The following is a 25,832-nucleotide window of genomic DNA, read 5'->3' as shown; positions in this document are numbered from 1 at the left end:
CTCAACCCGTCACCGCGCCGAGGCTCAGGCCGCCGTCGACGGTGATGACTTGTCCGGTGATGTACGCGGCCCCTGGCCCGGCCAGGAACGCCACCACGTTCGCGATGTCGTCCGGCTGCCCCAGGCGGCGCAACGGAACCAACTTCTTCTCGATGAAATCGCCCGCCTTGGACCGCACCGCCTCGCTCATGTCCGTGGCGATGAAGCCGGGGGCGACGGCGTTCACCGTCACGTTCCGGCTGCCGAGTTCCACGGCCAGAGCTTTCGTGAACGAGTTCACCGCCCCCTTGCTGGCGGCGTAGTTCGTCTGCCCCTGGTTGACGTGCTCGGCGGCCACGCTGGACACGTTGATGATCCGCCCGGCGCGTTGCTTCAGGGCCATCTGGCTGGCGACGGCCTTGCAGAAGGCGAACGTGCCGTTCAGGTTCGTGTTCAGCACCGTGTTCCAGGCGTCGGCCTCCATGCGGATGAACAGGCCGTCGCGGATGACGCCGGCGTTATTCACCAGGATATCGACGCGGCCCCAGTCCGCTAGGACGGCGGCGACGACCTTCTCGGCCGCGGCCGGGTCGGACACGTCCGCCTGGATCGCCTTGCCGTTGGCCCCGAGTTCCTTTTCGAGCGCCTCGGCCGCGTCCTTCGCGCCGCGGTAGACGAAGGCGACTTTCGCGCCATCGCCCGCGAGCTTCTGGACGATCGCCTTGCCGATGCCCCGGCTGCCGCCGGTGACGAGGGCCACTTGGTCCTTCAACTGCATTCTGTCTCCCCGCGATCCGACTTACTGTGCCTTCGCGTACAACTCGCCGGTCAAGAGCGACCACCGCTCCCGCCAGTGCGTCCGCAGCTTCGCGTCGGCGGCGACCCCGGCCGGGCCGCGGTCGGCCAGCGAGTAGCCCTTCAAAATAAACTGCGCCGACACCGTCTGCTCGCCGGCGTCGTTCCCGCCCTTGCCCTGGAATACCGCCAGGTCGCCGTCGATCTTTTTCAAATCGACCGCGACCGTCATCCAGTGGCCGGGCTGCATGAACGTGCCGTACTTGACGTTCCGCACTTCCCGGAGGACCGTGACCGAGTGCTTGTAGTCGCTGGACGCCCGCCACAGCCACGCGGCTGCTTCCACCAGGCACTCCAGCATGAGCACGCCGGGCATGACCGGGAACCGGGGGAAGTGGTCCGCGAGGTACTCTTCCCCCAGGGCCAGGAACTTCGCCGCGCGGAGGGACTTGCCCGATTCGCAGTGGTCTATTCGGTCGATCAACTGGAACCGCATCAGTGCAAACCCTACGCCCGGCCGGACCCGAAAATTTCGCCCCGATAAAGGCTGAAAGTCTATTCATTCGTCCGGTTTCGACAACCCCGGCCGGCGAGTCCGAGGCCGTCCCACACGCTCTATCCTGTTGAACGGCGTCAGCCGCCGCAACCGATAAAGGCGGCGGAATCACCGGGAGGGTGGCGGTTCGCGTCGTCCTGACGGGGTTGGCGCGGATGTGATTTTTGCGCCGCCAGGTGGGAAACCGGCCCGGCCGGTTGCCGCGCGGCGGGGGCCGGGCTAAGATGCCCGTCTATCGAATTTTCGGCGCGGGTCACGGAGACACGACATGGCGGGGCGACGACGGGGAACCGGGCGGCGGAAGGTCGGGCGGAAGAAGCGCCGGATGCGGGCCAAGATCCGCCACCGCAAGTAACCGCGCGTCGGCGAGTGGAAAAGGGGTCGGGAGTCTTTTCGCCGCGAAAAGACTCCCGACCCCTTTTTCCACTCGCCGACGGGTTCACATCGTCCGGCCGCCGTCCACGACGACGACCTGCCCGGTCATCAGGCTTGTTTCCGCGGCCAGGAACAGCACCACGTCCGCCACGTCGTCCGGCGTCGCCGCCCGCTTCAGCGGCGCAAGTTCCAGGTACTTCTCGACGTGCGCTTCCCGGCCGGCCAGCCAGCGGGTGAGGATCGGTCCCGGCGCGACGGCGTTCACCCGCACGTCCGGCCCGAACGCGCGGGCCAGCGATTGTGTGAGCGTGTTCACCGCCCCCTTGCTCGCGCAGTACGGGATCGAACTCCCCTGGCCGGTCAGCCCGGCCACGCTCGACACGGTGACGACGTTCCCCTTCCGCGCCTTCAGGTGCGGCACCGCCGCGCGACAGCAGTAGAACGTACCCTTCAAGTTCACCTGAAAGATTTCGTCCCACACCCGGTCGGTCAGCGCGTCGAGGTTGTCGTGCGGGACGAAGTGCGTGGTGGCGGCGTTGTTCACGAGCACGTCCAGCCCGCCGAACGCCTCCACGGTGCGGGCGACCATCTCCCGGACCTCGGCATCGCTCGCGATGGTGGCTTTCTGCACCAGCACCGGGACGCCGCACGCCTCGACGAGCCGGGCCGTCTCCTCGGCGTCGGCCGCGGACTTCGAGTAGTTGACCGTGACGGCGTAGCCGAGCTTCGCGAACCGAACGGCACACGCCCGGCCGACGCCGGTGGCCGAACCCGTCACGAGGGCGACTTTACGGGACGACATCAGAACCCCCTGGAATCGAACAAACCCGGCCGAGGCCGGGTTTGTTGTATCGTCCCGCCGTCAGGCATACGCCTCGTCTTCCTCGTCCTCGTCCTCGTGGTACCGCCGCCGTTCCTCCTGAGCCTCGGCCTGTTTGTGCTCGAACACGTAGTCGCGGACGCCGATCGGGGCCTCGTGCGGCTTGATGCCCGACGGCTCCCGGCGGACCGACAGCGCCGCCACGCCCATCGCCAACACGACCGCCCCGCCGGTGATGGCCGGGTCGATCCACCAGTACTTCTTCTGCATCTTCTTCGTGTCGGCCGGCGGTTGGTTCGCGATCAGCGCCTTGATCGACTCCGCCGCCCCGGCCGACGTGCCGACGAAGAAGCACATCGGCAGTTGGAAGAAGAGCAGCGCCCCCATGTAGAAGTTCGCCGGGGTGCGGACTTCGTACCCGGCGTAGTTCAGCCGCTTGGCGATCATCCACCACAGGCCGACGCCGCAAAGCATGACCTGGAAACCCAATAAGCAGAGCATCGGCCGGTCCCCCGCACCACGAGGCGTGTCCCGGCAGAACCCTAGTTCAGAAAAGCTAACGCGCCAAACGGGGATGAGAACGGCGGTGAAAAATCGCGTCCGGTCAGAGATTTCCGGTCGGCGGTCAGCGGCGCTCACTTTCGTTCAAACACGACCCGCCCGCCGACGACGGTGACGACCACCTTCGCCTTCCCGATGGCATCCCGCTCCGCGTCGGCCAAGATGTCGGCACTGAGAATGACGAAGTCGGCCAGCGCCCCGGCCCGGAGCGTGCCCCGGTCCTTTTCCTGGAACGCCGCGAACGCGCTGCCCGCCGTGTAGGCGCGAACGGCGTCCGCGACGCCGATCCGCTGCTCCGGGAACCACCCGGTCGGGTGCTTGCCGTCGAGCGGCCGGCGGTTCACGGCCGCGTCGATCCCGGCCATTACGTCCAGCGGGGCGACCGGCCAGTCGGACCCGAACGCCAGCACCGCCCCGGCGTCCAGGAGCGACCGGAATGCATAGCTGGACGAACACCGCTTCGCCCCGATGCGGCCCTCGGCCCACCGGCCGTCGTCGATGACGTGGTACGGCTGCATCGACGCGATGACGCCGCCGGCCTTGAATCGCGGGTAGTCGGCCGGGCGTAAATGTTGCGCGTGCTCGATCCGGAACCGCCGATCCGCGCCGCCGGCCTCCGCGAACAGGTCGAGCAGCACGGCATTCGCTTGGTCGCCGATGGCGTGGATGCCGACGGATAACCCGGCCGCGGTCGCCTTCTGAATGAAGTTCCGCATGACCGCCGGCTCGGTGACGTAGACGCCGCTCGTCTTCGGGTCGGAATCGTACCCGGCGAACATCTTCGCCGTGCTGGACCCGAGCGACCCGTCCATGAACCCCTTCACCCCGCCGATGCGGACGAAGTCGGTCCCGAAGTTCGCGCTGACGCCGAGGGCGGCCAACTCGTTCGCCGCCGCGATCGGCCATCGGAGATCGACGCGGGCCTTCAGCTTGCCGCCGCGGTCCAGTTCCTGGAGAACGCGGAAGAGGGTCTGCCGCGTGTCGCGGCCGCTGCCGTCCATGTCCTGCACGCTGGTGACGCCGTTCTCGACGAGGGCGTTCATCGCGGCTTCGACGGCTTCGCGAATCTCTGCTTCGGACGGCTCGGGGATGAGCCGGTCGAGCAGGCCCATCGCGTTGTCCTTCAGGATGCCGGACGGCGTCTTGCCGTCCGCGAGGCGGTAGATGACGCCGCCGGGCGGGTCCTTCGTGTCCGCGGTGATGCCGGCGAGCTTCAGGGCCGCCGTGTTCGCCAGCCCCATGTGCCCGTCGTACCGGCTGATGAACACCGGGCGGTTCGGCACGTATTTGTCCACCGTCGCGGCCGTCGGCAGCGTGCCGGCGAACGCGCGGTCGTGGTCCCAGTTGCCGCCGAGCAGCCACCGGTCGCGGGGCGTCTTCTCGTCGAACGCCTTGAGCTGTCGGCCGAACTCCGCCTCGTCCGCGGCGTCCTTCAGCTTGACTTGCGAGAGCGACCGCCCGCCGCTGAGGAGGTGCAGGTGGCTGTCGTAGAACCCCGGCACGACCCGGCGGCCCTTCGCGTCGAGGACTTTCGTGTTCGGTCCGACAAGCGCACGAACCTCCGCGTCCGTGCCGAGCTTTAGGACGCGGCCGCGCCACACGGCGAGGGCCGCCGCTTCCGGGTTCGCGGCGTCGCCGGTCCAGACTTTGGCGTTGACACAAACGAGATCGGCCGCGACGGGATCGCCCGGTGCGGCGAGCAGGGCGGACAGCACGAGCGTCGGGAGCATGGTCTGTTCCTCGTAGAACCCAGAGCGGTAGCGACGGGGTGTTGCGCAACACCCCGTCGCTACCGCTCTGGGTTCTACAAAACGATTACACGAACAGCGGCTTCAGGTGGCGGTCGTACAGGTTGCCGGTCACGTTCTTCGCGATCGTCTCCTCGCACGCCTTCAGCATGTCCAGATACCGCTCGCCCATCTGGGCCGCGACCTTGAACCCGACGTGCAGCAGTTGCCGGAAGTGCGGGTTGAACGCCGGGTGCGTCGGGACGTGCTGGAGCGCCGCGACGAACTGCTCCGGCCCCCAGTCGGCGACCCGCTCCGGCGTCGGCAGCCTCGCCGCGTCGATGTCGATGACCGTGGCGTAGGGCGCACACAACTCGTCCTTCTTCATGAGCGCCTTCGCGTAGATCGCCTTCGCCATCTCCAGCCCCGGCCCGTCGGACTCGGCGAGGCCGATGACCTCCTCCAGCCACGTCGTCCCGGCGGTCTTCAGGTGCAGCCCGGCGTCGAACGCGCGGATCGCGGCCCGGATCGGCGGGTAGATCGAGAACTTGTCGCTGCCGGAATGCACGCTCAGCTTCAGGTTGGCGGCCAAGCCGAACTTCTGAACCGCGAACGCGATCACGGCCAGGTCTTCGCGGAACTCCTTCTCGAACTGGTGAACGTCGCCGACGTAATCGACGCCTTTGTTGAACCGGCCGGTGAACTTCGGCGCGATCGTCTGCACCGGCACGCCCTCGGCCGCGAGCGCCGCGAGGATGAGCAGCAACTCCGGCGGCGTCTGCGGGCTGTCCGTCTCGTCCATCGAGACTTCGGTGATGAAGGTTGCCTTCCCCTTCGCGGCCTCGATCTTCCGGTAGATCGCGCCGGCGTCCTGCACGGCCTTCAGGTACTTGTTCGCGATCCACTCCAAGTCGCCGCGGTCGATGGCGAACGGCGTGTCGATGTTCGGGATGGCGAGCGTCCCCGTCAGGTGCGCGTGCTTATCCACGAATGCTTTCACCGCCGCGGGGTCGGCCGCATGGTCGATGGAGTCCGCCACGTCGATCGTGAAGAAGTCGCACGGCGCGAGGAACCGGTCCACCGTCTCCAGGCGGATGTGATCGGCGTCCAGGTGGTACGGCTTCGCCCACCCCAACTCCCTCACGGCCGCGTCCGCCGCGATCCGGGTCGTCGTCGGTTCCGTGCCGATGATCGTGTGTTCGCGGTTCGACTTGTTCCAAACCGGAACGACCTCGATCCCATGCTCGGCGGCCAACATGCACGCCCGGAGCTGGGCCTTCGCCTGGTGTGCGAACCGGTCCCCGACGCCGATGGAATACTTCGCCAACGTGAGCATGGCCGCGCTCCGTGAGGTCTCGATGTTCTATCGAAGCAGGCAGGAAGATTGAGCCACAGATGAACACAGAGAGCAGAGATCAAAACCGAGAAATGATTTCTTCCGATCTGTTTTCATCCGTGTTGATCTGTGGCTAAATTCCTTCTCCATCCTCCTCTTGCCCAAATCGTCCAGCTTGGTTACAAGCCACGGTGCATCGGACTCGATTTCGCGGGGCGGGGGCACGGCCATGGCCTTGTTGGAAGTTCGCGGGTTGGTCAAGCGCTTCGGCTCGCGAACCGTCGTCAACGGCGTGTCGTTCGACGTGGACGCCGGCGAGGTCGTCGGGCTGCTCGGCCCGAACGGGGCCGGCAAGACGACGAGCTTCCGCATGGCGACCGGGCAACTCACCCCCAACGAGGGCCGCGTGCTGTTCGCCGGGAGCGACGTGACGCACCTGCCGATGTTCCGGCGTGCCCGGCTGGGGATGGGCTACCTGTCGCAGGAATCCAGCGTCTTCAAGAAGCTGTCGGTCGAACAGAACCTGCTCGCGATCCTGGAGGCGCTGCCGCGGAGCCGGACGCTCGACCGGCGGCTGACCCGGTCCGAGCGGTGGGACCGCACAGACGAGGCGCTAACGCGGTTCAACCTGCAGCACGTCCGCAAGAACAACGCCGCCCGCTGCTCCGGCGGGGAGAAGCGGCGGCTGGAAATCGCCCGCTGCCTGGTGTGCGAGCCGCTGCTCATCCTGCTCGACGAGCCGTTCGCGGCCGTGGACCCGCTGACGAAAGAAGACATCCGGCACAACATCCGCGACCTGGCGCGGCAGGGAATTGGCGTGTTGCTGACCGACCACGATGTCCGTGAAGTGTTGAAGATCACCGACCGAAGCTACCTCATCAAGGACGGCGTCGTCGTCCTGCATGGCACGCCGGAGGAGATCAAGCGGAACCCGGTGGCGGTCCGCGAGTACCTCGGCCGGACGTTCGAGGACGAGGGGTACGTGCCGCTGATGCGGGAGACGCCGCCGCAAATCCCTACGGCCGCGACGAAGCGGCTGGTCCCGCCCGCGCCGCCGCCGGAGGCGGTGCCGCCGACGCCGATCCTCGACCCGTTCCTGCCGTCGAACGCGGAGCAGGGGCCGCGGGACGACGACCCGCCGCCGGCCGGCCCGAACGGCGGCCGGCCCGCGCCGAAAACGGCCCCGTCGCTGGGGGCCGTGCCGCCGACGCTGACGGCTGCGAGGCCGACGCCGGTGACGATCCGTGACGAGATTCCGCTGTCGCCGCCACCGCCGCCACCGTCACGACAGCCGCACCAACCCGCCCTCGGCCCACCGATCATGCCGCCGATACGCATCCCGGCCGGCAACGCCGGGCCGCCGTTCGGGTCCGGCTCGCCGGGCAGCTTTAGCCAGCCTGCTCAGCAGATGCTGGAGTACGAGAAGATGCGGCGGTTGGTCGATTTGCTCGATACCGACAACTGGCAGACCGGCTGGCACGAGTTGACGCTAAAGGGGCAGGACGCCGTGCCGGTGCTGATCGAGGCGCTCGAACGGCGGCAGTTGAACATCCGGCACTACGCCTACCGACTGCTGGAGCAGATTACGGGCGAGACGCTGACGTTCCAGGCGGACGCGGCCGACGACGTGCGGCTGCGGCAGATTGCCTACCTGCGGGCGAAGCTCGAACCCCGCCGCGGGGCGGCGTAGCGGAATGCAGTTTCGGGCTAGCAGGAAGCTATTTCCCAAAGCTGGGTGAAACGTTCAGACAGCAGAGCTATCTCGCCAAGGCAGTGATCCCGAAGGCCAATCCTATACTTCTCCTGCCGACCGCAAACGACCCAGGGCGGCTTGAAACGAGACGTGGTAATGCAATCCGGCCACCGCGAACTCAGCTTGCAGCTCCTGATGGAGTTGGGAGCTCTGAGGTTCGGCAAAGTCATTTACGTTGGAACTGATCCACAACCTGGACCCTTGATGCCCGGCCGCCTGGAGCCGTCGGCTCATTTCTAAGCATTGCTCCAAATTGACCGAGTCTTTGATGTGATTCTTGTGGGACGGACGAACTTTGTTAATGACGCGGGTCATCGCGCGGGACAGGCAGTCCGGGTCATCCGCCAAGACGATGGCGTGGTTCAATAAGTCATTGGCAAGGGAACGGAGTTGTTTCGGGAAGTCGAAAGGCATTACTTGCGTCGGTGCGGGCAGGGGCATGCCGATCGTTGAACTGACTTGAACGAGCCAACCGTGGTTCTGGTCGTGAAACTCGATCCACTTTCGGAATGTGCTCTCTTCTCTGTCGGCATTGTCGGCAAACTCACGCGGAACGAAAGTTGGGACGAACAAATACACCAGTGGAGGCGTGACTGCAGCCAGTTGGAGCAAGTCGACAGCCGCACGAACTTCCCCTGGGGGGACTCGCGGTTGTCGTCGTGTCTCATCTCGCCTAAAGAGGTCGATCAGAGAGCAGGCGTCGATGACCGCGACTGGTGCGGGACCGGCTAGAACTTTGGCAACGGCGTTGGCGAGCGAGGTCGTCATGCGGCCGTTACTTCTTCTGAGAACCGGGACAATAGGCGACACTGCTCGAAGAATTGCGTACTCAACTCTCTCGCGTCAGCCGTTCCCCACCCCGCGGTCACGAGCCAGTCGACGAACTGGTCAGGATCGACCACCGCCCGCATCCGGAATGCACTGATCACGAACGACTGCCAACGCTCCGATTCTTCGCGATTCAGGGGTAAACGCTTCTGCGAACTCGTTGAAAACTCCCGCAGCCGGGACGCTACTTCCGCGGGCAGTTCTCCCATAAATACTTCGTCCGGAGAGGGATCCCAGGTCGAAGCGCCAGCAGCCTTGGCGGCTGGTAAAACCCCTTCGTCGAGAAACACTACTACTTCGTTCCAGGCTGTGGAAATATTCGTGGGTTGACGATCAAATGTCAGCGGTGTGAACCAGAGCCGCCGCCCTCGTAATTCGGCGTCTCGTACCCGGTCAATCGTCAACAGCACCCCTGCACGGGTTTCCGTCGGGGGTAATTCATAGGCGTAACTGTTCGGGCCCACATCCGATCCAAGCGGTTTCAAATCATCTCCCGTCACCCTGACCCACTTTGAGGGGAGCCTCCCGTCTAGATTGTCGATGGTGTTCTTGAGGACGGACTCGCTTCCCCGAACAACCCACCGCCACCAACGGTTGGCTACCTGAAGGGTTTCCATCGTCTTCCCTCTCGTGGCCGTTCAAAGCTCGCCCTTGACAATTGTAGTTCCCACGTGGGTGTGTTCGTGCAGAACAGGATGGCGACAAGTTGAAGGCACGGGAAGTGAGCGGCATCTGCAAGTTACTTTTTCTTCTTCGCCGCCAGCAGCGTCGTCACCTTCTCCGGGTTGTCCCGCAGGTGCGTCGCGACGCCGCTGAAGAAGAACAACAACTGCTCCGCCCCGTCCTCGGCCAGCTTCGGCGCGGCCGGGCCGACCATCCGCAGCAGCACGTTCGCCGCCCGGCTCTCGGACAGCAGGTACACCGACGCCTCCGGCGTCAGCGTCACGATCCCCGTCTGGTCCGTCGGCTTGCTCGGGTACTTCACCACGGCCACGGCCTTCACCGGGACCATCGGCAACAGCGTCGCGGCCTTCACCTTGCCGGTCGCGTACCAGACGACGCCGTCGGTCAGCTTCGCGACGGCCTGCCACGTCAACTGGCTGCCGTTCTCGTCGGCCCACGCGAACGTGCCGTTCCCGGCGTCCGTGATCTCGACGCACGGCACGTTCATCCGCTGCCACGCCAGCGACACCCGGTCCGGGTGCTCCAGCAGCCACGGGTAGACGGCGGCGTGGGCCTTGAACGGCTCCTCGGTGTACTTCGCGGACAGGGTCGGCTTGGCCAGCACCTTCGCGACCGCGTCCTTGTGCGCCGAGGGCACGGCGTCCAGGATCGCGGCGGCCGGCGACGCCTTCGACTTCGACTGGGCAAGTAGCGGTGGGGCGGCAACCGGGAGGCAAACCAGCAGCAAGGCGAAACAGAGTCGGCGGGGGAACATGGGGACTCCTTTCGTCATCCCTCTCTATCGTGCGGGTTGCCCCGCTTGCATGAATTATTCCGGCGAAGAAATGGCCCGCAGATGACGCAGACTTCGGCGCAGATGAAGAGGATCAAAACCAAGAATGGATTTGGTCTTATCCGGTTTTCATCTGCGCCGAAGTCTGCGTCATCTGCGGGCCATTCTTAAAGTGTATCTTCCACCATCCCCAGCAACCCATCATTGAGGATGCCCAGCTCCTTCGCCGAGAGGGGGTGGTGGCCCAACAGCAGCGCCTGCACGTACAGCATCTGCACGGCCCGTGTCAGCTTCTTCGCGTCCGTCACCGCCGCCAGCCGTTGCACCAGCGGGTTGTTGAAGTTGAAGCAGAACTGCGCCGTCGTCAGGCTCGCCCGGTCCCGGCGGCTCAGGTTGTCCAGCACGCCGGACCACATCGGGTTCGCCACCTCTCGCGACTGCTCCAGCGACCGGAAGAACCGCCCCTCGTTGTTCGTGCTGTACAGGGCCGGCAGGTCCGCCGGGTGGAACCGCTTCGCCTCTGCGGAACACCGGAACGGCCGCAGGATTTGCTCGGCCGTCGCCAGGAACTCCTGAAGCCGATCCAGTTCCGCGTCCGACAGGTCGTCGAAGTCCTGCGAGATCGTCGTCGGGTCCACCGCCTCCACGGTCAGGCTCGGGAACACGTCCGGGGCCTTCGCCAGCAGTTCCGCGTCGTGCAGGTAGCCGGCGTTGATGACCGGCAGCTTCTGCGCGGCGGCGACGCGGGCGACCTGCCGGAACGCATCCACGTTCGGCACGTAACGCACCCGGTCGGTCGCCTGCCGGTACTCGCCGAACGTCATCTCGCCGAGCGTCGTCTCGAACGGCAGCCAGTCCAGGAACAGCCGGCAGACCTCGTCGTCCTCGATGGCCAACCCCTTCAGCGCCCGGTGGTGGACGGCGATGAACCGCCGCATCCGCTCCGGCCGCTTCTCCGCCAGATCGACGAGGTAGCTCCGCAAGCCTTCGCCGATGGCCTGCCGCGCCTTCGCCAGCTTCGCGTCCTCGTAGAACGACTCGCGGGACGCCGTCGGCCGCAGGTCGTTCGCGTTCACCACGGCTTGCACGAAGAACGCCCAGTCCGGCAGCAGGTTGTCCACGTCGTCCGACAGGAACATGTTCTTCAGGTAGACGCGGTGCTTCCGCCGGGCGTTGACGGACGGCGTGAACGGCAGGATGAACGCCACACCGTCGAGCTTCCCGGCGTCCGACTTCAGGGGAACGGCGTCGAAGAAGTCCGCGCCGAACGTCTCCCGGCCGAACGCGAGCAGCACCCGCTGCCGCTCCTTCTCGCTGGAATAGTTCTCCCGCCACGGCGCGCCGCCCTCGTTGACGACCTCCGTGGTCCGCCCCGCGATCAGCCGGATCGGGTACGGCAGCAGGCCGCCGTAGGCGCGGGCGAGTTGCCGCACGCGGTCCGGCTGGAACAGCTCCTCGCGGCCGGCCTTCGCCGTCAGCCAGACCTGCGTGCCCGGCTCCAGGTCGCGGTCGAGTTCCTTGAGCGTGTACGTGCCGTCCGCCCGCGCCCGCCACTCGACCGGCTTCGCGGCCGGTTCGGTCGCCGACTTCGTGATGACGACGATGTCCTCGCTGACGACGAACGCGGAGAGGATGCCGATGCCGAACTGCCCGATGAAGTCGCCGGGCCGCGGCTGCGTGCCGCCCTTCTTGGAGCTGAGGCCGATGGTGGAGAGGAACTTGTGGACCTCGTCCGCGGTGAGGCCGACGCCGTTGTCGGTGACGACGAGCGTGGGCGGCTTCCCTTTCGGCAGGTGGCACTCGATGCGGACGTCGCCGGCGTGCCCCGGCTCCGCGTGCCCGCGGGCGGTGATGGCGTCCACGGCGTTCTGGAGCAGCTCTCGGACGTACACCTCCGGGCTGCTGTAGATGTGTTCGGACAGGAGGTCGATGATGCCGCGGAGGTCGATCTGAAATTTATGGTCCAAGCGGGAGGCTCCGTTCAAAACCTGGGTGTGCGTCTATTGGAGCCAATCGCAGGACCGGAGACAAGCACAGTCGGGCCAAACGGGCCGTAGAATCAGTACATGCACACGCCGACCCAACCCGAACTGCTCGCCCCGGCCGGGGACTGGGAGGCGATGCGCGCCGCCGTCGCGAACGGGGCCGACGCCGTCTACTTCGGGCTGTCGCAGTTCAACGCCCGCGCCCGCGCCGCCAACTTCGCGCTCGACGAACTCCCGGCCGTCATGGACTTCCTCCACCGCCGGAACGTCCGCGGGTTCGTCGCGATGAACACGCTGATCTTCAGCGACGAACTGCCGGACGCGGAGCGGTTCGTCGTCGCGATGGCCCGCGCCGGCGTCGATGCCGTCATCGTGCAAGACCTCGGCCTCGTCCGATTGATTCGCGCCGTCGCGCCGTCGCTCGAAGTCCACGGCAGCACGCAGATGACGCTGACCGAGCCGCGGGGTATCGCGTTCGTGAACAACCTCGGCGTCGAGCGGGTCGTTCTCGCTCGCGAACTGTCGCTCGACGACATCCGCAAGGTGACGGCGAACACGACCGTTCCCGTGGAGGTGTTCGTCCACGGAGCGCTGTGCGTGGCGTACAGCGGCCAGTGCCTGACGAGCGAGGCGCTCGGCGGCCGCAGTGCCAACCGCGGGCAGTGCGCCCAGGCGTGCCGCCTCCCCTACGAGCTGATCGTGGACGGAACCCGCCGCGACCTCGGTGACAAGGCGTACCTGCTCAGCCCGCAGGACCTCGCCGCCTACGACCACGTCGCGCCGCTCATCGACGCCGGCGTGATCTCGTTCAAGATCGAGGGCCGGCTGAAGGGCGGCCCCTACGTCGCGGCCACGACGAGGACGTACCGCCAAGCCATCGACGCGGCCGTGGCGAAGAATGATTTTCACCTGGACCGCAAGGAGGAACTGGAACTGGCCCAGACGTTCAGCCGCGGGCTGACGCCGGGGTTCCTCGACGGCGTGAACCATCAGAAGCTCGTCCGCGGTCGGTTCCCAAAGAGCCGCGGGGTGAAGCTCGGCACGGTCGTCGGCGTGGCGAAGGGCGGTGTCATGGTGCGGCTGGCGGAGAAGTTGCCGGCCGAAGAGTTGGTGCGGGCCGGGGACGGGGTGCTGTTCGACATCGGGACACCAGAAATCCAAGAACCGGGCGGGCGGGTTTGGCGCGTGGAGGTTCCCCACGGACGTTCGTCCGTGGGCTTTGCCCAGATGATATTGTTTTTCGAGAAGGAGGCGGTCGATCTTTCGCGCGTGCCGGTCGGGTGCGACGTTTGGAAGACCGACGACCCGGCGCTGCGGAAGAAGCTGGAGCAGACGTACTCGCAGGACAAGCTCGTTCATCGCGTCCCGGTGACGGCGACACTGAGCGGTACGGTCGGCGGTTCCCTCGAATTGAAGTTGGGGGGCGCGGTCGCGACGTGGCCGGGGCCGCTGGAACTTGCCACGAAGCGGGCCACGACGCCCGCCGAAATTCGCGAGCAACTCGCCCGCCTCGGCGAGACGCCGTTCGAGCTGGCCGACGTGACGCTCGACCTGCCGCCGGGCGTCCTCGTGCCGAAGAGCGTGCTGAACGACCTGCGGCGGCAGGCGGCGAAGGAACTCACCGAGAAACATTTGACATCGCGGTGTCACGCGGTCGCCCCGGCCGTCTCGCTGGCCGCGTTCCGGTCGCGGCCTTCGGCTCCGCGATCCGCGATCCGCGATCCGCGCTTGACGGTCCTCGTCCGCAACCTGGACCAACTCGACGCCGCGCTCGCGTTCCGGCCGGCGGCCGTGTACTGCGATTTTGAAGACGCCCGCCGGTACGCGGAGGCCGTCGATCGCGGGAAGACGGCCGGCGTGCCGCTCGGCGTCGCGCCGCTCCGTGTCTGGAAGCCGGGCGAGGACGGGTTCCAGTCGCTCGTCGTGCGGGCGCGGCCGGATATCGTCCTGGCGCGGAACCTCGCCGGCATCGACTACTTCCGCCAGGAACTGCCGGACGCGCGACTGATCGGCGACTTCAGCCTGAACGTGGCGAACGACCTGACGGCCGACGTGTTGCTCGCGGCCGGCCTCGACCGGCTCGTGCCGAGCTTCGACCTGAACTGGGACCAGTTCGCCGCGCTCATGAAGCACGCCGACCCGTCGCGATTTGAGCCGGTCGTGCATCAGCACATGCCGATGTTTCACATGGAGCATTGCGTGTTCGCGGCGTTCCTCAGCACGGGGAAGGACCATCGCGACTGCGGGCGGCCGTGCGAGACGCACAAGGTCGAGCTGCGGGATCGCGTGGGGGCGAACTTCCCGGTGCATCCGGACACCGGTTGCCGGAACACGGTGTTCAACAGCGTGCCGCAGTCGGCGGCCGAGTACGTCGGCCGGATGCGGCAGCTCGGCGTCGGGTGGTTCCGCGTGGACCTGCTGCGGGAGACGCCGGCCGAGGCGACAGCCCTGTTGGAGCGGTACGCGCGGGTACTCCGCGGCGAGGACGACGGCCGCGCGACGTGGCGGCAGTTGAAGGCGCTGAACCAGCTCGGCGTGACGCGGGGGACGTTGCAGATGGCGTGAATAAGTAGGTCGGCCGAGCCGCGGCCGACCTATTACGTCAACTCGTCACCAGCACCACGCGGAAGCCGATCGTGTTGCACGGCTGCGTCGGCGACATCGCCTTGCGGGTCGCGCTGCGGCAGTCCGCCGGCGGGTCGGCCCAACTGCCGCCGCGGACGACCTTCTTGTCCCCCTTCGCCGGGCCGCGGGGGTCCGTGCCGGGGCTGTCGAAGTAGTAATACTCGTGGTACCAGTCGGCGCACCACTCCGCGACGTTCCCGTGCATGTCGTGCAGGCCCCACGGGTTCGCCGCCACCCGGCCGACGCCGTGCGGCTGCCCCTGGCCGGTCGCCCCGCTCTTGAAGTGCGCGTCCTTCGTCGCCAGCGTCGTGCCGCCCCAGAACGGCGTCGTCGTCCCGGCCCGGCATGCGTACTCCCACTCCGCCTCCGTCGGCAGCCGGTAGGTCCGCTCGGCCAGCGTCTCGTCCGCCAGCTGCGACAGCTTCTGGCAGAACTTCTCCGCGTCGAGCCACGACACCGACTCGACCGGGTAGTCCCCGCCGCCGCCCTGGACCTTGTGGAAGAACGACGGGTTCTTCCCCTTCAGCTTCTCGTACTGCCCCTGCGTGACCGGGAAGATCGACAGGTAGAACCCGTGGCTGATCCGGACCGGGTGCTGCGGCGTCTCGTGCGGCTTGCGACCCGTTTCCTCCTCGGTCGCCCCCATCTGGAACGTGCCGGGCGGGACGTAGGTGAACGTCATGCCGAGCGAGTTGCGGATGAGCTTCGGCCGGCCGTCGGCCGTCTTTTCGGTGAGCGCGAGGCTGGCGTGCGACCCGGTCCCGCTGCCGGGTACGTTCGGCCGCGTCCCGAACTTACCGCCGACGCCGCCGCCGCCGAGCAGCGCGGCCGCGGCCGCGGCCGCCGCGTCCGCCTCCGTCGGCTTGCCGCGGACGGTGATGATCGGCTTGTGCGCCGCCGTGCTCTGGTTCGTCAGCGAGATCAGCTTCGACCCGTCCGGCTCGCCGGACGGCAGGGTCGCGGCCGCGGCCGCGGCTTCCGCCTTCAGCAGGTCGGCCAGCGCCTTCGCGTCGCCGGGGCGGCGGTCGGCCCGCGTCGCCACGCACGCGGCCAGCAACTTCGCCTGCGACGCCGTGAACCCGTGCCGGGAGAACTCCTCCACCCAGTCCATGCCGACCGGGGCGGCGACGTGCGGGTCCCGCTTGAGCAACTGGTACCAGATGACGCCGAGGGCGTGGACGTCGTCCCGCGGGTCCGGCGGCTCGTTCTTCTGCTGCTGCGGCGACGCGTACAGCGGCGTGTACGCCCCGCGGTAAGACAGCCGGTGCTGTTCGCACTTCGGCGTCTCCCCGTGCTTCGCCAGTTCCAGCGACCGCTCGGCCTCGATCTGGCCCCACCCGAAGTCCGTCACCCACAGCGAGAACTTGCCGCCGTCGCCGGGGTGGATGAGGACGTTCGACGGCTTCAGGTCGCGGTGGACGATGCCCTGCGCGTGCGCCCGGCCGACGATCTCCGCCAGCCGGCGGATGAGCTTCATCGCCGCCTCCGGCTTCGGGGCATCGTACCGCCACCGCCACTCGTTCATCAGGCCGGTCAGGTCGTACCCGTACACGTAGGTCGATTCCAGGCACGGCAGCTCGGCCTCCAGGTAGACCGCCCGGAGCGGGACGATGCCGTTCACCTCGTTCAGGTTGAACACCTTGACGAAGAGCTGTTCGTTCGTCCGCAGTCGCTGCGCCGTCTCCGGGTCCACGGCGAACTTGAGCGCCGTCGGCGGGCTGCCGGTGGCCGCGTCGTCCGCCCCGAGCCAGACCTCGCTGCACTCGCCCAGGCCGCGGAGTTCGGTCAACTGCCAGTTGTCGAGCTTCGCCGGCTTCGTCCCGGCCCGGAAGTGCGACCGCCGCGGCGGCAGGTACGACAGGAGTTGCTCCGGCTTGTAGAACTCGAGCTTCTCGGCCCCGGTCCGGCCGGTCGGGTCGGACGGCCGGCGGAACATCTGCCGGACGGTGGACGGGTAGTGCGTCAGGTAGTCCCGCAGCGCGTCCCGCCACGGCAGCGGCTGCACCCGGCTCAGGCGGTCGAGCATCGTGTGCAGGGTCTTCTCGTACTTCGCGGCGTCGCTCGACGCGATTTCTTCCAGGGCGTGCTGGATGTCTTCCGTCGGGCCGTGCTTCCGCATGTAGTCGAGCGTCACGCGGGCCACGTCGGACATCACGTCGCCGTAGGAGATTTCGCCGGTGAGGGCACGCCGGCCTTTCTCGCAGAACGCCTGCCCGGTGGCGTCCAGAAGGGTGTCGATGAGAGCCATGGCGACGGCTCCTGGGATGAAAGTGGGAACCGAAGGGGAGATTTATGAAAAGGATTGTAAACCGTCGTCCGGGGGAAACACAAGCGATTGTCGATGAACTTGACGTGAGAAAATTTCGCCCGGACGCGGACCGGGCGGGGGCAGGCGACCCGAAAAACGATACGGCCGGCGCGATTGGCACGGCCGGGAATCAGTAAAGGGTGACGACGTTGGACAGCTTCGTGCCGGTCGCCGGCTCGTAGTCGATCCAGATGTTGAACGCCGGGCGGCCGCCGAACCCGCCCCAACCGGGGTTCGTGAACGTCACCCGCGACCCGGCCATCACCAAGGTCGCGCTCCCCTTCGACATCCCGTCCGGGGACTGCCACGTCACCTGAAACCGGCCGGCCGGCGGCCGCCCGTCCACGGTTTCCACCTGCACCGTGAACCCGTTGTTCCCGAACGGCTGCGGGTTGGCGAGGCGGAACTTGCCGCCGGCCGGGACGGCCCCGCCGCCACCGCCGCCACCGCCACCGGTCCGCGTGCCGAACCCGAACGCGAAGAACAGGCCGACGCCGACGAGTAGCGTCATGAGCACGAGCAGGCTGCCGAAGATCATCGGGGCGAGGTTGCTGCTGCTCCGCTTCGGCTTGCGGCGGACCGGCCGGTCCTCGTCGTCGAAGTCGTCCGCCGGCCGCTTGGACCGCGGCTTCTCCTCTTCCGCGTCCTCGTCCCGCCGCCGGGACCGGGGCCGGTCGTCGTCGCGGTCGTCCCGCTCCCGCCGCCGGGTCTCGCCGCTCTTGCCGGCCGCGGCCGGCTTCTCGACGGTGAACTGCTTGTCGCACTCCTCGCACAGCACCGACTGGCCGACGAGGTCGTCGCCGACGATGAGCTTCGTCTCGCAGTGCGGGCAGCGGATCTTGATGTCCATGGATCAAAAACCGTGATTGGTGATTGGTGATTAGTTGTTGGTGGGCCTTTTCCAATCACCAAGAACTAATCACCAATCACGGTTTTCACCGTTACTTCGGTTTCGGCTTCGGCTTGGTCTCGGCGGCGGGCTTCTTCCCGTACTCCTGCCCGACGGGGCAGTCGGCCTTCAGCGGGCAGTCCGGGCACTTCGGCTTTTCCTGGCAGATGACGGCGGCGTGCGTCGAGAACCGGTCGGTGAACGTCGGACCGCTCGCCTTCGGGACGTAGTGCTCGAGCGTCGTCCGGACGGCCTCCCAGTCCTCGACCTCGCCCTCGATCACGCCGAGCCGGCGGAGGACGCGGACGGTCGGCTCGTCGAGCGGCAGGGCGTGCCCGCCGAGCGCCCGCTGGAGGACCCACGCGACGGCGAAGTCGGACATGCCGGTGAACCGGCCGAGCTGCTTCGCGGCCTGCTTCAACCCCTTCTTGTCGAGGTCGGTCAGGTCGAACGAGTAATACATCTCGAAGACGTATTGGAGGATTTCGTTGATCCGCTGCGCCTTCCGGCTGGCGTCCGGCACGCCCTTGAGGGCGTCGGCGATCTCCGGGACGGTGCTGACCCGGACCTCGTTCCAGTCGAAGAACGTGCCCTTGAACTTGGCGAATGCGGCGTCCGCGTGCTCCGTCGTCGTCCCCTCGCGGACGACGGCGTACAGCACCTCCTCCAGCACCGGCCGAGGGTCGTGCTCGGCGTTCGGCGGGAACCGCTTGTCGAGCAGCTTCAGCGACTTCGTGAGGAGGTCTTGCTTGTTCATAATCGCCGGCATGGCGGAAGGCTCGCGGATCGGCGGACGCGGTCACCCGGCCGGGTTCTCCCCCCGGTCGGGGCGGGCGGTCGCCGAGTCGTCCTCGTCGGCGGCCTGTTCGTCTTCCCCATCATCGGTATCCGTCGCGGCGGGTTCGGCAACCGCCCCGGCGGACCTAGCTTTCTCTTCCGCCAGAATCTTACTGATTTCGATGCTCTTCTTCACGCCGAGGTCCAGCACGAACTGAATGACCGGCACGAACCGCGTGGCCAGTTGCTTCGCCACCTTCGACTGGATGAACCCGGCGGCGTGTTCGAGGCCGTACAGGGCGAGCTGCTGCTGCTTCTCCGTGCCCATGATCGAGACGTACACCTTCGCGTGCTGGAAGTCGGCGGCGACCTCCGTGCGGGTGACGGTGACGCCCTTGACGCGGGGGTCCTTCAGATCGAACAGGATCGTGGTGCTGGCCGTCTCGCGAATCACTTCGCTCACGCGGGCCAGGCGGTGGGATTTCATGTCTTTGGGTCTGGGTAAAGGTCTGGGCCGACGGACTATTCTAGGACGGTCGGGAGAGGGAGAAGGTTCTGTTCTGTTACATCGGCTCACCGGCCGACTTCGATCTCGCTGTCGAGGTACTCGGCGACCGGGTGTGCCCGCAGGGCCTCGGCGATCTGTTGCAGCACGCCCTTCACGCCGGCGGCCTCCGGGCCGACGGCCGCGACGCCGAGGGTGATGACTTTCACGTCGTCGAGCGTGTCCACCTCGGCGGCGGACACGTTGAAGGAGTTGTGGAGCCGGTCCAGGACCGACCGCACGACCTGCCGCTTGTCTTTCAGGGTGCGGCTCGCCCGCAGGTAGAGCCGCACCCTGAGGGAACCGACGATCATGATCGCAATCCGTATATAGCCGCCGGCTTGCCGGCGGGGTTTTGCGAACCCGAAACCCCGCCGGCAAGCCGGCGGCTATATAACAGCGGCCTCGTCGGGCGACGGGTTCGGACCGGTTACAGCGTCCGGTGGCGGATCTCGATCTTGAACGCCTCGATCACGTCGTCCACCTTCACGTCGTCGAACCCGCTGATCTTCAACCCGCACTCGAAGCCCTCGCGGACGTCCTTCGCGTCGTCCTTGAACCGCTTCAGCGAGTCCAACCCCACCACCTTCTCGGACGGCGGGTAGATGACCACGCCCTGGCGGATGACCCGGACGCGGGCGGAGCGTTCGATGACGCCGCTGGTGACGTAGCACCCGGCGATCGTGCCGACCTTGCTGATCTTGAACGTGTCGCGGATGACCGCCCGGCCGAGGTGGACGACCTCCTCGATCGGCTTCAGCTTCCCTTCCAGGGCCGCCTTCACGTCGTCCGTCAGCTTGTAGATGATGTCGTACTCGCGGAGGCTGATGCCCCGTTGTTCCGCGAGCCGCAGGGCGGCGTCGTCGGCCGTCACGTTGAACCCGATGACGAGCGTGTCGCTCGGGCTGGTCAGGGCCAATTCCACGTCCGACTCGTTGATCGCCCCGATCCCGGCGTGCAGCACGCGGGCGCGGACCTCCTCGTGGACGAGCTTCTCCATCTCCTTCTTGATGGCCTCGATCGACCCGCGGGCCTCGGCCTTGACGATGACCTTGAGTTCCGTGATCTTCTGGGCCGCCTTCGCCGCGTTGAACGTGTCCAGGCTGACCGGCGTGAAGCTGGACAGGGACGCCCGCTGGCGGCTGACCTTCTTCGCCTCGGCGATCTCGCGGGCCTTGCTCAGGTCCTCGTCCTCGACGACGTAGAACGGGTCGTCGGCGTCCGGGACCTCGTCCAGGCCGGTGATCTTCACCGGCGTGCTCGGGCCGGCCTCGTCGATCTGCACGCCGAGGTCGTTGTACATCGCCCGGACGCGGCCGAACGTCGCCCCGCAGAAGATCACGTCGCCCTTGTGCAGCGTCCCCTGCTGGACGATGAGCGTGGCCTTCACCCCCTCGTCGGAGTCCTGGTACGCTTCGAGGCACGTCCCGGAGCCGGGGTGCTGCGGGTCGGCCTTCAGCGGCGGGTCGGCCAGTTCCGCGACGAGCAGGACCTGCTCGAGCAGTTCGCTGATGCCCTGGCCGGTGACGGCGCTCGTTTCCACGAACGGCACGTCGCCGCCCATGTTGTCCGGGAGCAGTTCGAGCTGGTAGAGTTGCCGCCGCGTCTTGTCGAGGTTGGCGTTCGGCATGTCGATCTTGTTGATGGCGACGATGATGCTCACGTCGGCCGCCTTCGCGTGGCTGATCGCCTCCTCCGTCTGCGGCATGACGCCGTCGGTGGCGGCGACGACGATCACGACGATGTCCGTGACCTTCGCCCCCCGCGCCCGCATCTTCGTGAACGCCTCGTGGCCGGGGGTGTCGAGGAACGTGACGTGGTTGCCGTCCTTCTCGACCTGCCACGCCCGGATGACCTGGGTGATGCCGCCGGCCTCAGTGGACACCACGTCGGACTTGATGCCGTACTCCTGCCGAATCTTGTCGAGCAGCGTCGTCTTGCCGTGGTCCACGTGGCCCATGATGGTGACGATCGGCGGGCGGGTGACGGCCAGCGCCGGGTCCATCTCCTCGGCCCGCTTCTGGTAGCCGGCGACGACGATGTCCTCGGCCGTCATCTGCTTCTTGAGCTGGAGCTGGATGCCCTTCTCGATGGCGATGAGTTCGGCCACCTCGAACTCGACCGGCGAGTTCACGGAGTAGAGCTTGTTCGTTTCCTTCACGAGCCGCTTGCCGAGTTCGCCGACCTTCATGCCGATCGCCTCGGAGAGCGACCGAACGGTGATCGGCGGGGCGATCTCGACCGGGCCTTCCTTCTTGACCACCTGCTGCTGCTGGCGGCGGCGCATCTTGCTGAGCAGGGCGGCGCGGGGGCCGCGGCGGGACCCGTGCTTCTCCTCGATGATGTCCACGCTGCCGCCCGCGCCGATGACGACGGAGTTGCGGTCGGTGGACCCGCCGCCGTGGCGGCCGCGGTCCTGCCGGCTCTTGTGCCGGGCGTCGCGGCCGATGACGCCCGCGCCGCCGCCGCCGCCCGGCCCCTTCGGCTTCTCGTCGTCGTCGCCGCCGGTCCCCGCGCCTTGCGGCCGGGGCAGCGGGGGCCGGGTCGGGCCGCCGGTTCGCGGCGCGTCCGGGCCGCGGCCCGGCCCGCGGTCGCCGCCGCCGGGCGCGCCGGTGGTCGTGACCTCGCCGGTCTTGTGGATTTCCTTGATGTCCACCCGCTTCCCCTGCTTGGCGAGGTTGCGGATCTTTTCGAGCATCTCCGGCGTGAGCTTGGTCGGGCCGGCCGGGGCGCGGGGCGGGCCGACCTGGGGCGGCCCCTTGCCGGTGTGCGGCTTCGGCGGGCCGCCGGGCGGCGGGCCGCCGGGGCCGCGGTTCATGTTGCTGCCGATGGGCCGCGGGCCGCCGGCCTGGGGCGGGCGGGGCGGCTGGCCGGGGCCGGGCCGCTGTTGCGGCGGGCCGCCGGTCGTCGTGATCGGCCGCGGCGGGCCGACCTGCGGGGCCGGCCGGCCGGTGCTGCCGCCGAGCGTCGGCACGCCGGGCCGCGGCATGGTCGGCGGGAGCGTCGGGCGGACGGGCGGGGCGGTCGCCGCGACCGGCGGCGGCACGCTCGGCGCGGCCGGGGTCGTGGCCGCGGGGGCGGGCTGTTCGGCCGCCGGCGGGGTCGGCGCGACGGCGGGCGGTTGCTCGACCGGCTTCGGCGGTTGCGGCTTCGGGGTCGGCTTCGCGGACAGGTTCTGAATCTTGCTCCCGCCGAACGTCGGCAACTTCGGCAGCACCGGGGCGGCCGGCGGCGGGGGCGGCGACACGGCCTCCGGCTCGGCGGCGGGCGGCGCGACCGTCTCGACCGGCGGCGCGACGGCCTGCGGCTCGGCGACCGGTTCGGGTTCCGGCTCGCTAACGTCCGGCTGCTCCACCGGCCGCACGACCGGTTTCGCCTTCGGGATGGTGTGAATCTTGGCGTCGATCTTCGTCGGAAGTGTCGGCTTGATCGCGGTCGGGAGCGGCGCGGCCGGCGTGCTAACCTTCGGCCCCTTCTTGGACCGGTCCTTCAGGGCATCGACCTGGTCGCCGGTCAGCCCCTTCAACTGGTTCTTCACGTCGGAATAGCCGAGCTCCTTGCAGTAATCGAGCAGGAGCTTGGACTCGACGTTGAGTTCCTTCGCTAGCTCGAATACTCGGACCGCCTTCTCTTTCGTTGACGAATTCGACAAGCGCAACTCCTTAAGGGGTGGCCGTAGCACCCCGTGGTCCCCGCACCCCGCCGCCCGTACCGAGGGAGAGTGACTGGTATTCTAACTTGAATCAATTTTCCGAACAGGGGGACAATTCCGCCCCGGTCGGGTGTCCCGGCCGTCACGCGGCCGGGGTGGTCCATTCTCGTCCGTCGGTCAACAGCGGTGGCGGGTCGGCTCGTCATGCCGACGGCTCCGATTCCTTGCCCGCGGCGACCGGTTCGGCCTCGCCCTCGGCGGCGGGTTCGGCCGGGACTTCCTCGCCCTCGACAGACACCGCCTCGGCCGAAGTGTTCGCCTCTTCGCCGGCCGCGGCGGCCGCTTCCGCTTCCGCGGCGGCCAGCGCCTCGGCTTCCGCCGCGGCGGCCGCTTCCGCCTCGGCCTGCGCCGCGGCGGCGGCCGCCCGTTCCTCCTCGACGCTCGCTTCCATGTGGTCGGCGTACTCTTCCGCGTAGGCGATGATCTCGTCCGCCTGTTCGGCCGGGATGCCGGTGAACTTCGTCAACTCCTCGCCGTCGATGAACGTGAGGTCGTTGTAAGAGAGGAACCCCTCGCCGATGAGCGTCTGGACGTGCTCGTCGGTGATGTTCGGCAGTTGCGCGAACCACCGCTCGGCCCGCTCCAGCCCTTCGGCCAGTTCCTCGTGCGTCATGATCTCGATGTCCCAGCCGACGAGCTTGGACGCGAGCCGAACGTTCTGCCCGCGGCGGCCGATGGCCAGGGACAGTTGGTCTTCCGTCACCAGCACGAGCGCCCGGCCGAGCCGCTGGTAGGTGAACACTTCCGAGATCTGCGCGGGCGAGAGGGCGTTCGGGATGAGCACCTGGAGCGAGTCGTTCCACCGGACGATGTCGATCCGCTCGCCGTTGAGTTCCTCGATGATGTTCTTGATCCGGCTCCCCCGCACGCCGACGCACGCCCCGACGCAATCGACCTTCAGGTCGATGCTGGAGACGGCCAGCTTCGTCCGGTACCCGGCCTCGCGGGCGACGGCGCGGATGTCGATCGTGCGGTCGTCGATTTCCGGAATCTCGTCCTCGAACAGCGACTTCACGAAGTCCGGGTGGCAGCGGGATAGGATGATCTTCACCCGCTGCCCGGCCTTGCGAACTTCAATCACCACGGCCTTCACCCGCTCGCCGAGGTGGTGCGTTTCGCCCGGAATCTGCTCGCTGCGGGGCAGCAGCGCCTCGCTCTTGCCGAGGGAGACGATGGCCGTGCCGGCGTCGATCCGGGTGATCTGGCCCTGGATGAGTTCCCCCTTCTTGCCGGAGAACTCGTTGTAGACGGTGTCGGACTCGGCCTCGCGGATCTTCTGGATCATCACCTGCTTGGCCGACTGCGCGGCGATCCGGCCGAGGGTCACCGGGTCGATGTCCTGCGCCTCCTCCGAGCCGGGCTGGGTGACCTTGGCGGAGATGTCGCCGGTGACCCGGTCGATCTGGACGAGGACGCCCTCCTCGAGGCCGAAGTGCCGCTCGGCCGCGAGCTGGATGGCCGACTCAATCCCGCTGAAGATCACGTCGCGGGAGATCTTCTTCTCCTCGTGCATCTTCTCGACGAGGTCGAGGATGGCCTTCCCGGTATCGGGCTTCTTGAGTTCCGGCATGGGTGAACCTCGTCAGCGGCCGCCGGTCGCGGCGGTCAAGTAGTAATGCTTCGCCCAGTGTGGTCGAACCACAGGCAGCGGTCAACGGGCGAGAGCCAGTTTGCGGGGTCGCCGACCCGGGGCGGCGCGGTGGAAGGCCAGCCCACCCGGACGCGGGTTCGACCCCGCGCCGCCGTGAGCAACCATCCGCTGCCGACCGGTTCGGCCGAGATGACCGGCCACCCGCGGAACGCCGCCCCGATGACCGGGGCCTCCGAAGGCGGCCGAAGGTGAACATCTTCGGGCCGGATGCCGAGCGTCAGATTGGGGGCCGGTTGATTCGCAATTCTCCGGGCAACCGCCGGGGGAACCGCAGCCTCGACCGACCCATCCTCGGAAACGAATTTCGCGTCCGAGGAATCGCCGCCACACACTCGCCCGTCGATTAAACTCAGCCGGCCCACGGTGAACGCCACGAACCGGTTGTTGGGGCGGTCGGCCAGCTCCTCGAACGTGCCGAGTTGCTGGAGCCGTCCGTCGCCCAACACGCCGACGCGGCGGCCGAGGGCCAGGGCATCGATCGGGTCATGAGTGACTAACAGTATTGTTGCGAGGGAGTTGCCCAGGAGCAAGTGCAGATCGTGGCGAATTTCGGCGCGGAACACCGGGTCGAGCGCCGCGAACGGCTCGTCGAGCAGCCACACCGCCGCTTGCCGGCCCGCGGCGCGGGCGAGCGCCACCCGTTGCTTCTCGCCGCCGGACAGTTGGTGCGGGTGGCGGTCGAGTAGGTGGGCGATGTTGAAGTAGTCGTGGTTCCGGGCCGGGACTTCTTGTTCCCTCCCCCCTTGGGGGGGAGGGTTAGGGAGGGGGGTAAGCGCGTCCCGCCCGGTGAGGATCGCGTCGGAGGGAGGAACCTCACCCTCCTCCCTAACCCTCCCCCCCGAGGGGGGAGGGAACAAAACCGCTCCGACCGCGAGATTTTCCCTCACCGTTAGGTGCGGGTACAGCGCCGGCCGCTGCGGGACGAACGCGACACCACGCTCGTGCGGCGGGACGCGGTTCACGACCTTGCCGTTGATCCTGACTTCGCCGGCGTCGGGTTCCTCCAGCCCGGCGACGAGCCGGAGGAGCGTGGACTTGCCGGACCCGGACGGGCCGAGGAGAACGAGCCGGTCGCCGGCCGGCACGTCGAGGTCGAGCGGGTACAGCCCGGCGGTCGGGGCGAACAGCTTCGAGACGCCGCGGAGGGTGAGCATG

General features: G+C 67.6%; 20 protein-coding genes. 2 read left to right on the top strand and 18 right to left on the bottom strand.

The window, feature by feature from the left end:
- Position 1 precedes the first annotated feature (1 nt).
- The 6 genes from AC5JJ2_RS04780 to AC5JJ2_RS04755 form a co-directional block, all read right to left on the bottom strand.
- Positions 2-757 (bottom strand): 3-oxoacyl-ACP reductase family protein, encoded by a 756-nt coding sequence (locus tag AC5JJ2_RS04780; RefSeq protein WP_495856820.1) that lies wholly within the window; start codon positions 755-757, stop codon positions 2-4.
- Positions 758-778: 21 nt separating this feature from the next.
- On the bottom strand, positions 779-1,270 hold the full coding sequence (locus AC5JJ2_RS04775) for a 3-hydroxyacyl-ACP dehydratase FabZ family protein (protein ID WP_495856819.1): 492 nt from the start codon (positions 1,268-1,270) through the stop codon (positions 779-781).
- A 499-nt stretch (positions 1,271-1,769) separates the two neighbouring features.
- Positions 1,770-2,507, bottom strand: coding sequence for an SDR family NAD(P)-dependent oxidoreductase (locus AC5JJ2_RS04770; protein ID WP_495856818.1), 738 nt, complete (start codon positions 2,505-2,507; stop codon positions 1,770-1,772).
- Between the two features lie 60 nt (positions 2,508-2,567).
- Complete coding sequence (locus AC5JJ2_RS04765; protein ID WP_495856817.1) at positions 2,568-3,026, bottom strand: hypothetical protein; 459 nt, start codon at positions 3,024-3,026, stop codon at positions 2,568-2,570.
- Positions 3,027-3,160: 134 nt separating this feature from the next.
- Positions 3,161-4,816, bottom strand: a complete 1,656-nt coding sequence (locus AC5JJ2_RS04760; protein WP_495856816.1) for an amidohydrolase — start codon at positions 4,814-4,816, stop codon at positions 3,161-3,163.
- Between the two features lie 85 nt (positions 4,817-4,901).
- Positions 4,902-6,149 (bottom strand): tagaturonate epimerase family protein, encoded by a 1,248-nt coding sequence (locus AC5JJ2_RS04755; protein ID WP_495856815.1) that lies wholly within the window; start codon positions 6,147-6,149, stop codon positions 4,902-4,904.
- A gap of 229 nt (positions 6,150-6,378) precedes the next feature.
- Between AC5JJ2_RS04755 and lptB the strand changes: the two genes are divergently transcribed.
- A complete protein-coding gene (gene lptB / locus AC5JJ2_RS04750; RefSeq protein WP_495856814.1) occupies positions 6,379-7,839 on the top strand; it encodes an LPS export ABC transporter ATP-binding protein in 1,461 nt (486 codons plus the stop codon).
- Between the two features lie 102 nt (positions 7,840-7,941).
- On the opposite strand, the gene AC5JJ2_RS04745 is transcribed toward lptB, so the two are convergent.
- From AC5JJ2_RS04745 to AC5JJ2_RS04730, 4 genes are all read right to left on the bottom strand, one after another.
- Positions 7,942-8,670: a hypothetical protein gene (locus AC5JJ2_RS04745; protein WP_495856813.1), complete on the bottom strand. Its 729-nt coding sequence runs from the start codon at positions 8,668-8,670 to the stop codon at positions 7,942-7,944.
- Positions 8,667-9,347: a hypothetical protein gene (locus tag AC5JJ2_RS04740; RefSeq protein WP_495856812.1), complete on the bottom strand. Its 681-nt coding sequence runs from the start codon at positions 9,345-9,347 to the stop codon at positions 8,667-8,669. Before AC5JJ2_RS04740 ends, AC5JJ2_RS04745 begins: the two co-directional genes overlap by 4 nt.
- 122 nt (positions 9,348-9,469) lie before the next feature.
- Positions 9,470-10,168 (bottom strand): hypothetical protein, encoded by a 699-nt coding sequence (locus AC5JJ2_RS04735; protein WP_495856811.1) that lies wholly within the window; start codon positions 10,166-10,168, stop codon positions 9,470-9,472.
- Positions 10,169-10,353: 185 nt separating this feature from the next.
- Positions 10,354-12,153: an HSP90 family protein gene (locus tag AC5JJ2_RS04730; protein ID WP_495856810.1), complete on the bottom strand. Its 1,800-nt coding sequence runs from the start codon at positions 12,151-12,153 to the stop codon at positions 10,354-10,356.
- Between the two features lie 99 nt (positions 12,154-12,252).
- On the opposite strand from AC5JJ2_RS04730, the gene AC5JJ2_RS04725 reads away from it, so the two are divergent.
- Entirely contained in the window at positions 12,253-14,736 is a 2,484-nt protein-coding gene (locus AC5JJ2_RS04725; RefSeq protein ID WP_495856809.1) for a U32 family peptidase, read from the top strand.
- A gap of 37 nt (positions 14,737-14,773) precedes the next feature.
- Here AC5JJ2_RS04725 and AC5JJ2_RS04720 read toward each other — a convergent pair whose 3' ends face one another.
- From AC5JJ2_RS04720 to AC5JJ2_RS04685, 8 genes are all read right to left on the bottom strand, one after another.
- Positions 14,774-17,044 (bottom strand): SUMF1/EgtB/PvdO family nonheme iron enzyme, encoded by a 2,271-nt coding sequence (locus tag AC5JJ2_RS04720; RefSeq protein WP_495856808.1) that lies wholly within the window; start codon positions 17,042-17,044, stop codon positions 14,774-14,776.
- A gap of 190 nt (positions 17,045-17,234) precedes the next feature.
- On the bottom strand, positions 17,235-17,954 hold the full coding sequence (locus AC5JJ2_RS04715) for a zinc ribbon domain-containing protein (RefSeq protein WP_495856807.1): 720 nt from the start codon (positions 17,952-17,954) through the stop codon (positions 17,235-17,237).
- Positions 17,955-18,045: 91 nt separating this feature from the next.
- The gene (locus AC5JJ2_RS04710; protein ID WP_495856806.1) at positions 18,046-18,762 is read right to left on the bottom strand and encodes an endonuclease III domain-containing protein; all 717 of its coding nucleotides are present in this window, start codon (positions 18,760-18,762) and stop codon (positions 18,046-18,048) included.
- 30 nt (positions 18,763-18,792) lie between these two features.
- Positions 18,793-19,257, bottom strand: coding sequence for a 30S ribosome-binding factor RbfA (gene rbfA, locus AC5JJ2_RS04705; protein ID WP_495856805.1), 465 nt, complete (start codon positions 19,255-19,257; stop codon positions 18,793-18,795).
- An 86-nt stretch (positions 19,258-19,343) separates the two neighbouring features.
- Positions 19,344-19,628 carry a DUF503 domain-containing protein gene (locus AC5JJ2_RS04700; RefSeq protein WP_495856804.1) on the bottom strand — a complete coding sequence of 95 codons (285 nt, stop codon included), beginning with the start codon at positions 19,626-19,628 and terminating at the stop codon, positions 19,344-19,346.
- Positions 19,629-19,744: 116 nt separating this feature from the next.
- Positions 19,745-22,966, bottom strand: a complete 3,222-nt coding sequence (infB, locus tag AC5JJ2_RS04695) for a translation initiation factor IF-2 (protein ID WP_495856803.1) — start codon at positions 22,964-22,966, stop codon at positions 19,745-19,747.
- Positions 22,967-23,168: 202 nt separating this feature from the next.
- Positions 23,169-24,596, bottom strand: coding sequence for a transcription termination factor NusA (gene nusA, locus AC5JJ2_RS04690; protein WP_495856802.1), 1,428 nt, complete (start codon positions 24,594-24,596; stop codon positions 23,169-23,171).
- Positions 24,597-24,631: 35 nt separating this feature from the next.
- Positions 24,632-25,831 carry an ABC transporter ATP-binding protein gene (locus tag AC5JJ2_RS04685; protein WP_495856801.1) on the bottom strand — a complete coding sequence of 400 codons (1,200 nt, stop codon included), beginning with the start codon at positions 25,829-25,831 and terminating at the stop codon, positions 24,632-24,634.
- Between the last annotated feature and the right edge of the window lies 1 nt (position 25,832).

The organism is Limnoglobus sp. (genome assembly GCF_059499385.1).
Note: the sequence above shows the minus strand (reverse complement) of the source record. Positions and strands in the feature narration are given on the sequence as shown.

Bases quoted from the DNA above. Each gene is read 5' to 3' on its own strand.
- AC5JJ2_RS04780 (WP_495856820.1), bottom strand. From the start codon at position 757: ATGCAGTTGAAGGACCAAGTGGCCCTCGTCACCGGCGGCAGCCGGGGC.
- AC5JJ2_RS04775 (WP_495856819.1), bottom strand. From the start codon at position 1,270: ATGCGGTTCCAGTTGATCGACCGAATAGACCACTGCGAATCGGGCAAG.
- AC5JJ2_RS04770 (WP_495856818.1), bottom strand. From the start codon at position 2,507: ATGTCGTCCCGTAAAGTCGCCCTCGTGACGGGTTCGGCCACCGGCGTC.
- AC5JJ2_RS04765 (WP_495856817.1), bottom strand. From the start codon at position 3,026: ATGCTCTGCTTATTGGGTTTCCAGGTCATGCTTTGCGGCGTCGGCCTG.
- AC5JJ2_RS04760 (WP_495856816.1), bottom strand. From the start codon at position 4,816: ATGCTCCCGACGCTCGTGCTGTCCGCCCTGCTCGCCGCACCGGGCGAT.
- AC5JJ2_RS04755 (WP_495856815.1), bottom strand. From the start codon at position 6,149: ATGCTCACGTTGGCGAAGTATTCCATCGGCGTCGGGGACCGGTTCGCA.
- lptB (WP_495856814.1), top strand. From the start codon at position 6,379: ATGGCCTTGTTGGAAGTTCGCGGGTTGGTCAAGCGCTTCGGCTCGCGA.
- AC5JJ2_RS04745 (WP_495856813.1), bottom strand. From the start codon at position 8,670: ATGACGACCTCGCTCGCCAACGCCGTTGCCAAAGTTCTAGCCGGTCCC.
- AC5JJ2_RS04740 (WP_495856812.1), bottom strand. From the start codon at position 9,347: ATGGAAACCCTTCAGGTAGCCAACCGTTGGTGGCGGTGGGTTGTTCGG.
- AC5JJ2_RS04735 (WP_495856811.1), bottom strand. From the start codon at position 10,168: ATGTTCCCCCGCCGACTCTGTTTCGCCTTGCTGCTGGTTTGCCTCCCG.
- AC5JJ2_RS04725 (WP_495856809.1), top strand. From the start codon at position 12,253: ATGCACACGCCGACCCAACCCGAACTGCTCGCCCCGGCCGGGGACTGG.
- AC5JJ2_RS04720 (WP_495856808.1), bottom strand. From the start codon at position 17,044: ATGGCTCTCATCGACACCCTTCTGGACGCCACCGGGCAGGCGTTCTGC.
- AC5JJ2_RS04715 (WP_495856807.1), bottom strand. From the start codon at position 17,954: ATGGACATCAAGATCCGCTGCCCGCACTGCGAGACGAAGCTCATCGTC.
- AC5JJ2_RS04710 (WP_495856806.1), bottom strand. From the start codon at position 18,762: ATGCCGGCGATTATGAACAAGCAAGACCTCCTCACGAAGTCGCTGAAG.
- rbfA (WP_495856805.1), bottom strand. From the start codon at position 19,257: ATGAAATCCCACCGCCTGGCCCGCGTGAGCGAAGTGATTCGCGAGACG.
- AC5JJ2_RS04700 (WP_495856804.1), bottom strand. From the start codon at position 19,628: ATGATCGTCGGTTCCCTCAGGGTGCGGCTCTACCTGCGGGCGAGCCGC.
- nusA (WP_495856802.1), bottom strand. From the start codon at position 24,596: ATGCCGGAACTCAAGAAGCCCGATACCGGGAAGGCCATCCTCGACCTC.
- AC5JJ2_RS04685 (WP_495856801.1), bottom strand. From the start codon at position 25,831: ATGCTCACCCTCCGCGGCGTCTCGAAGCTGTTCGCCCCGACCGCCGGG.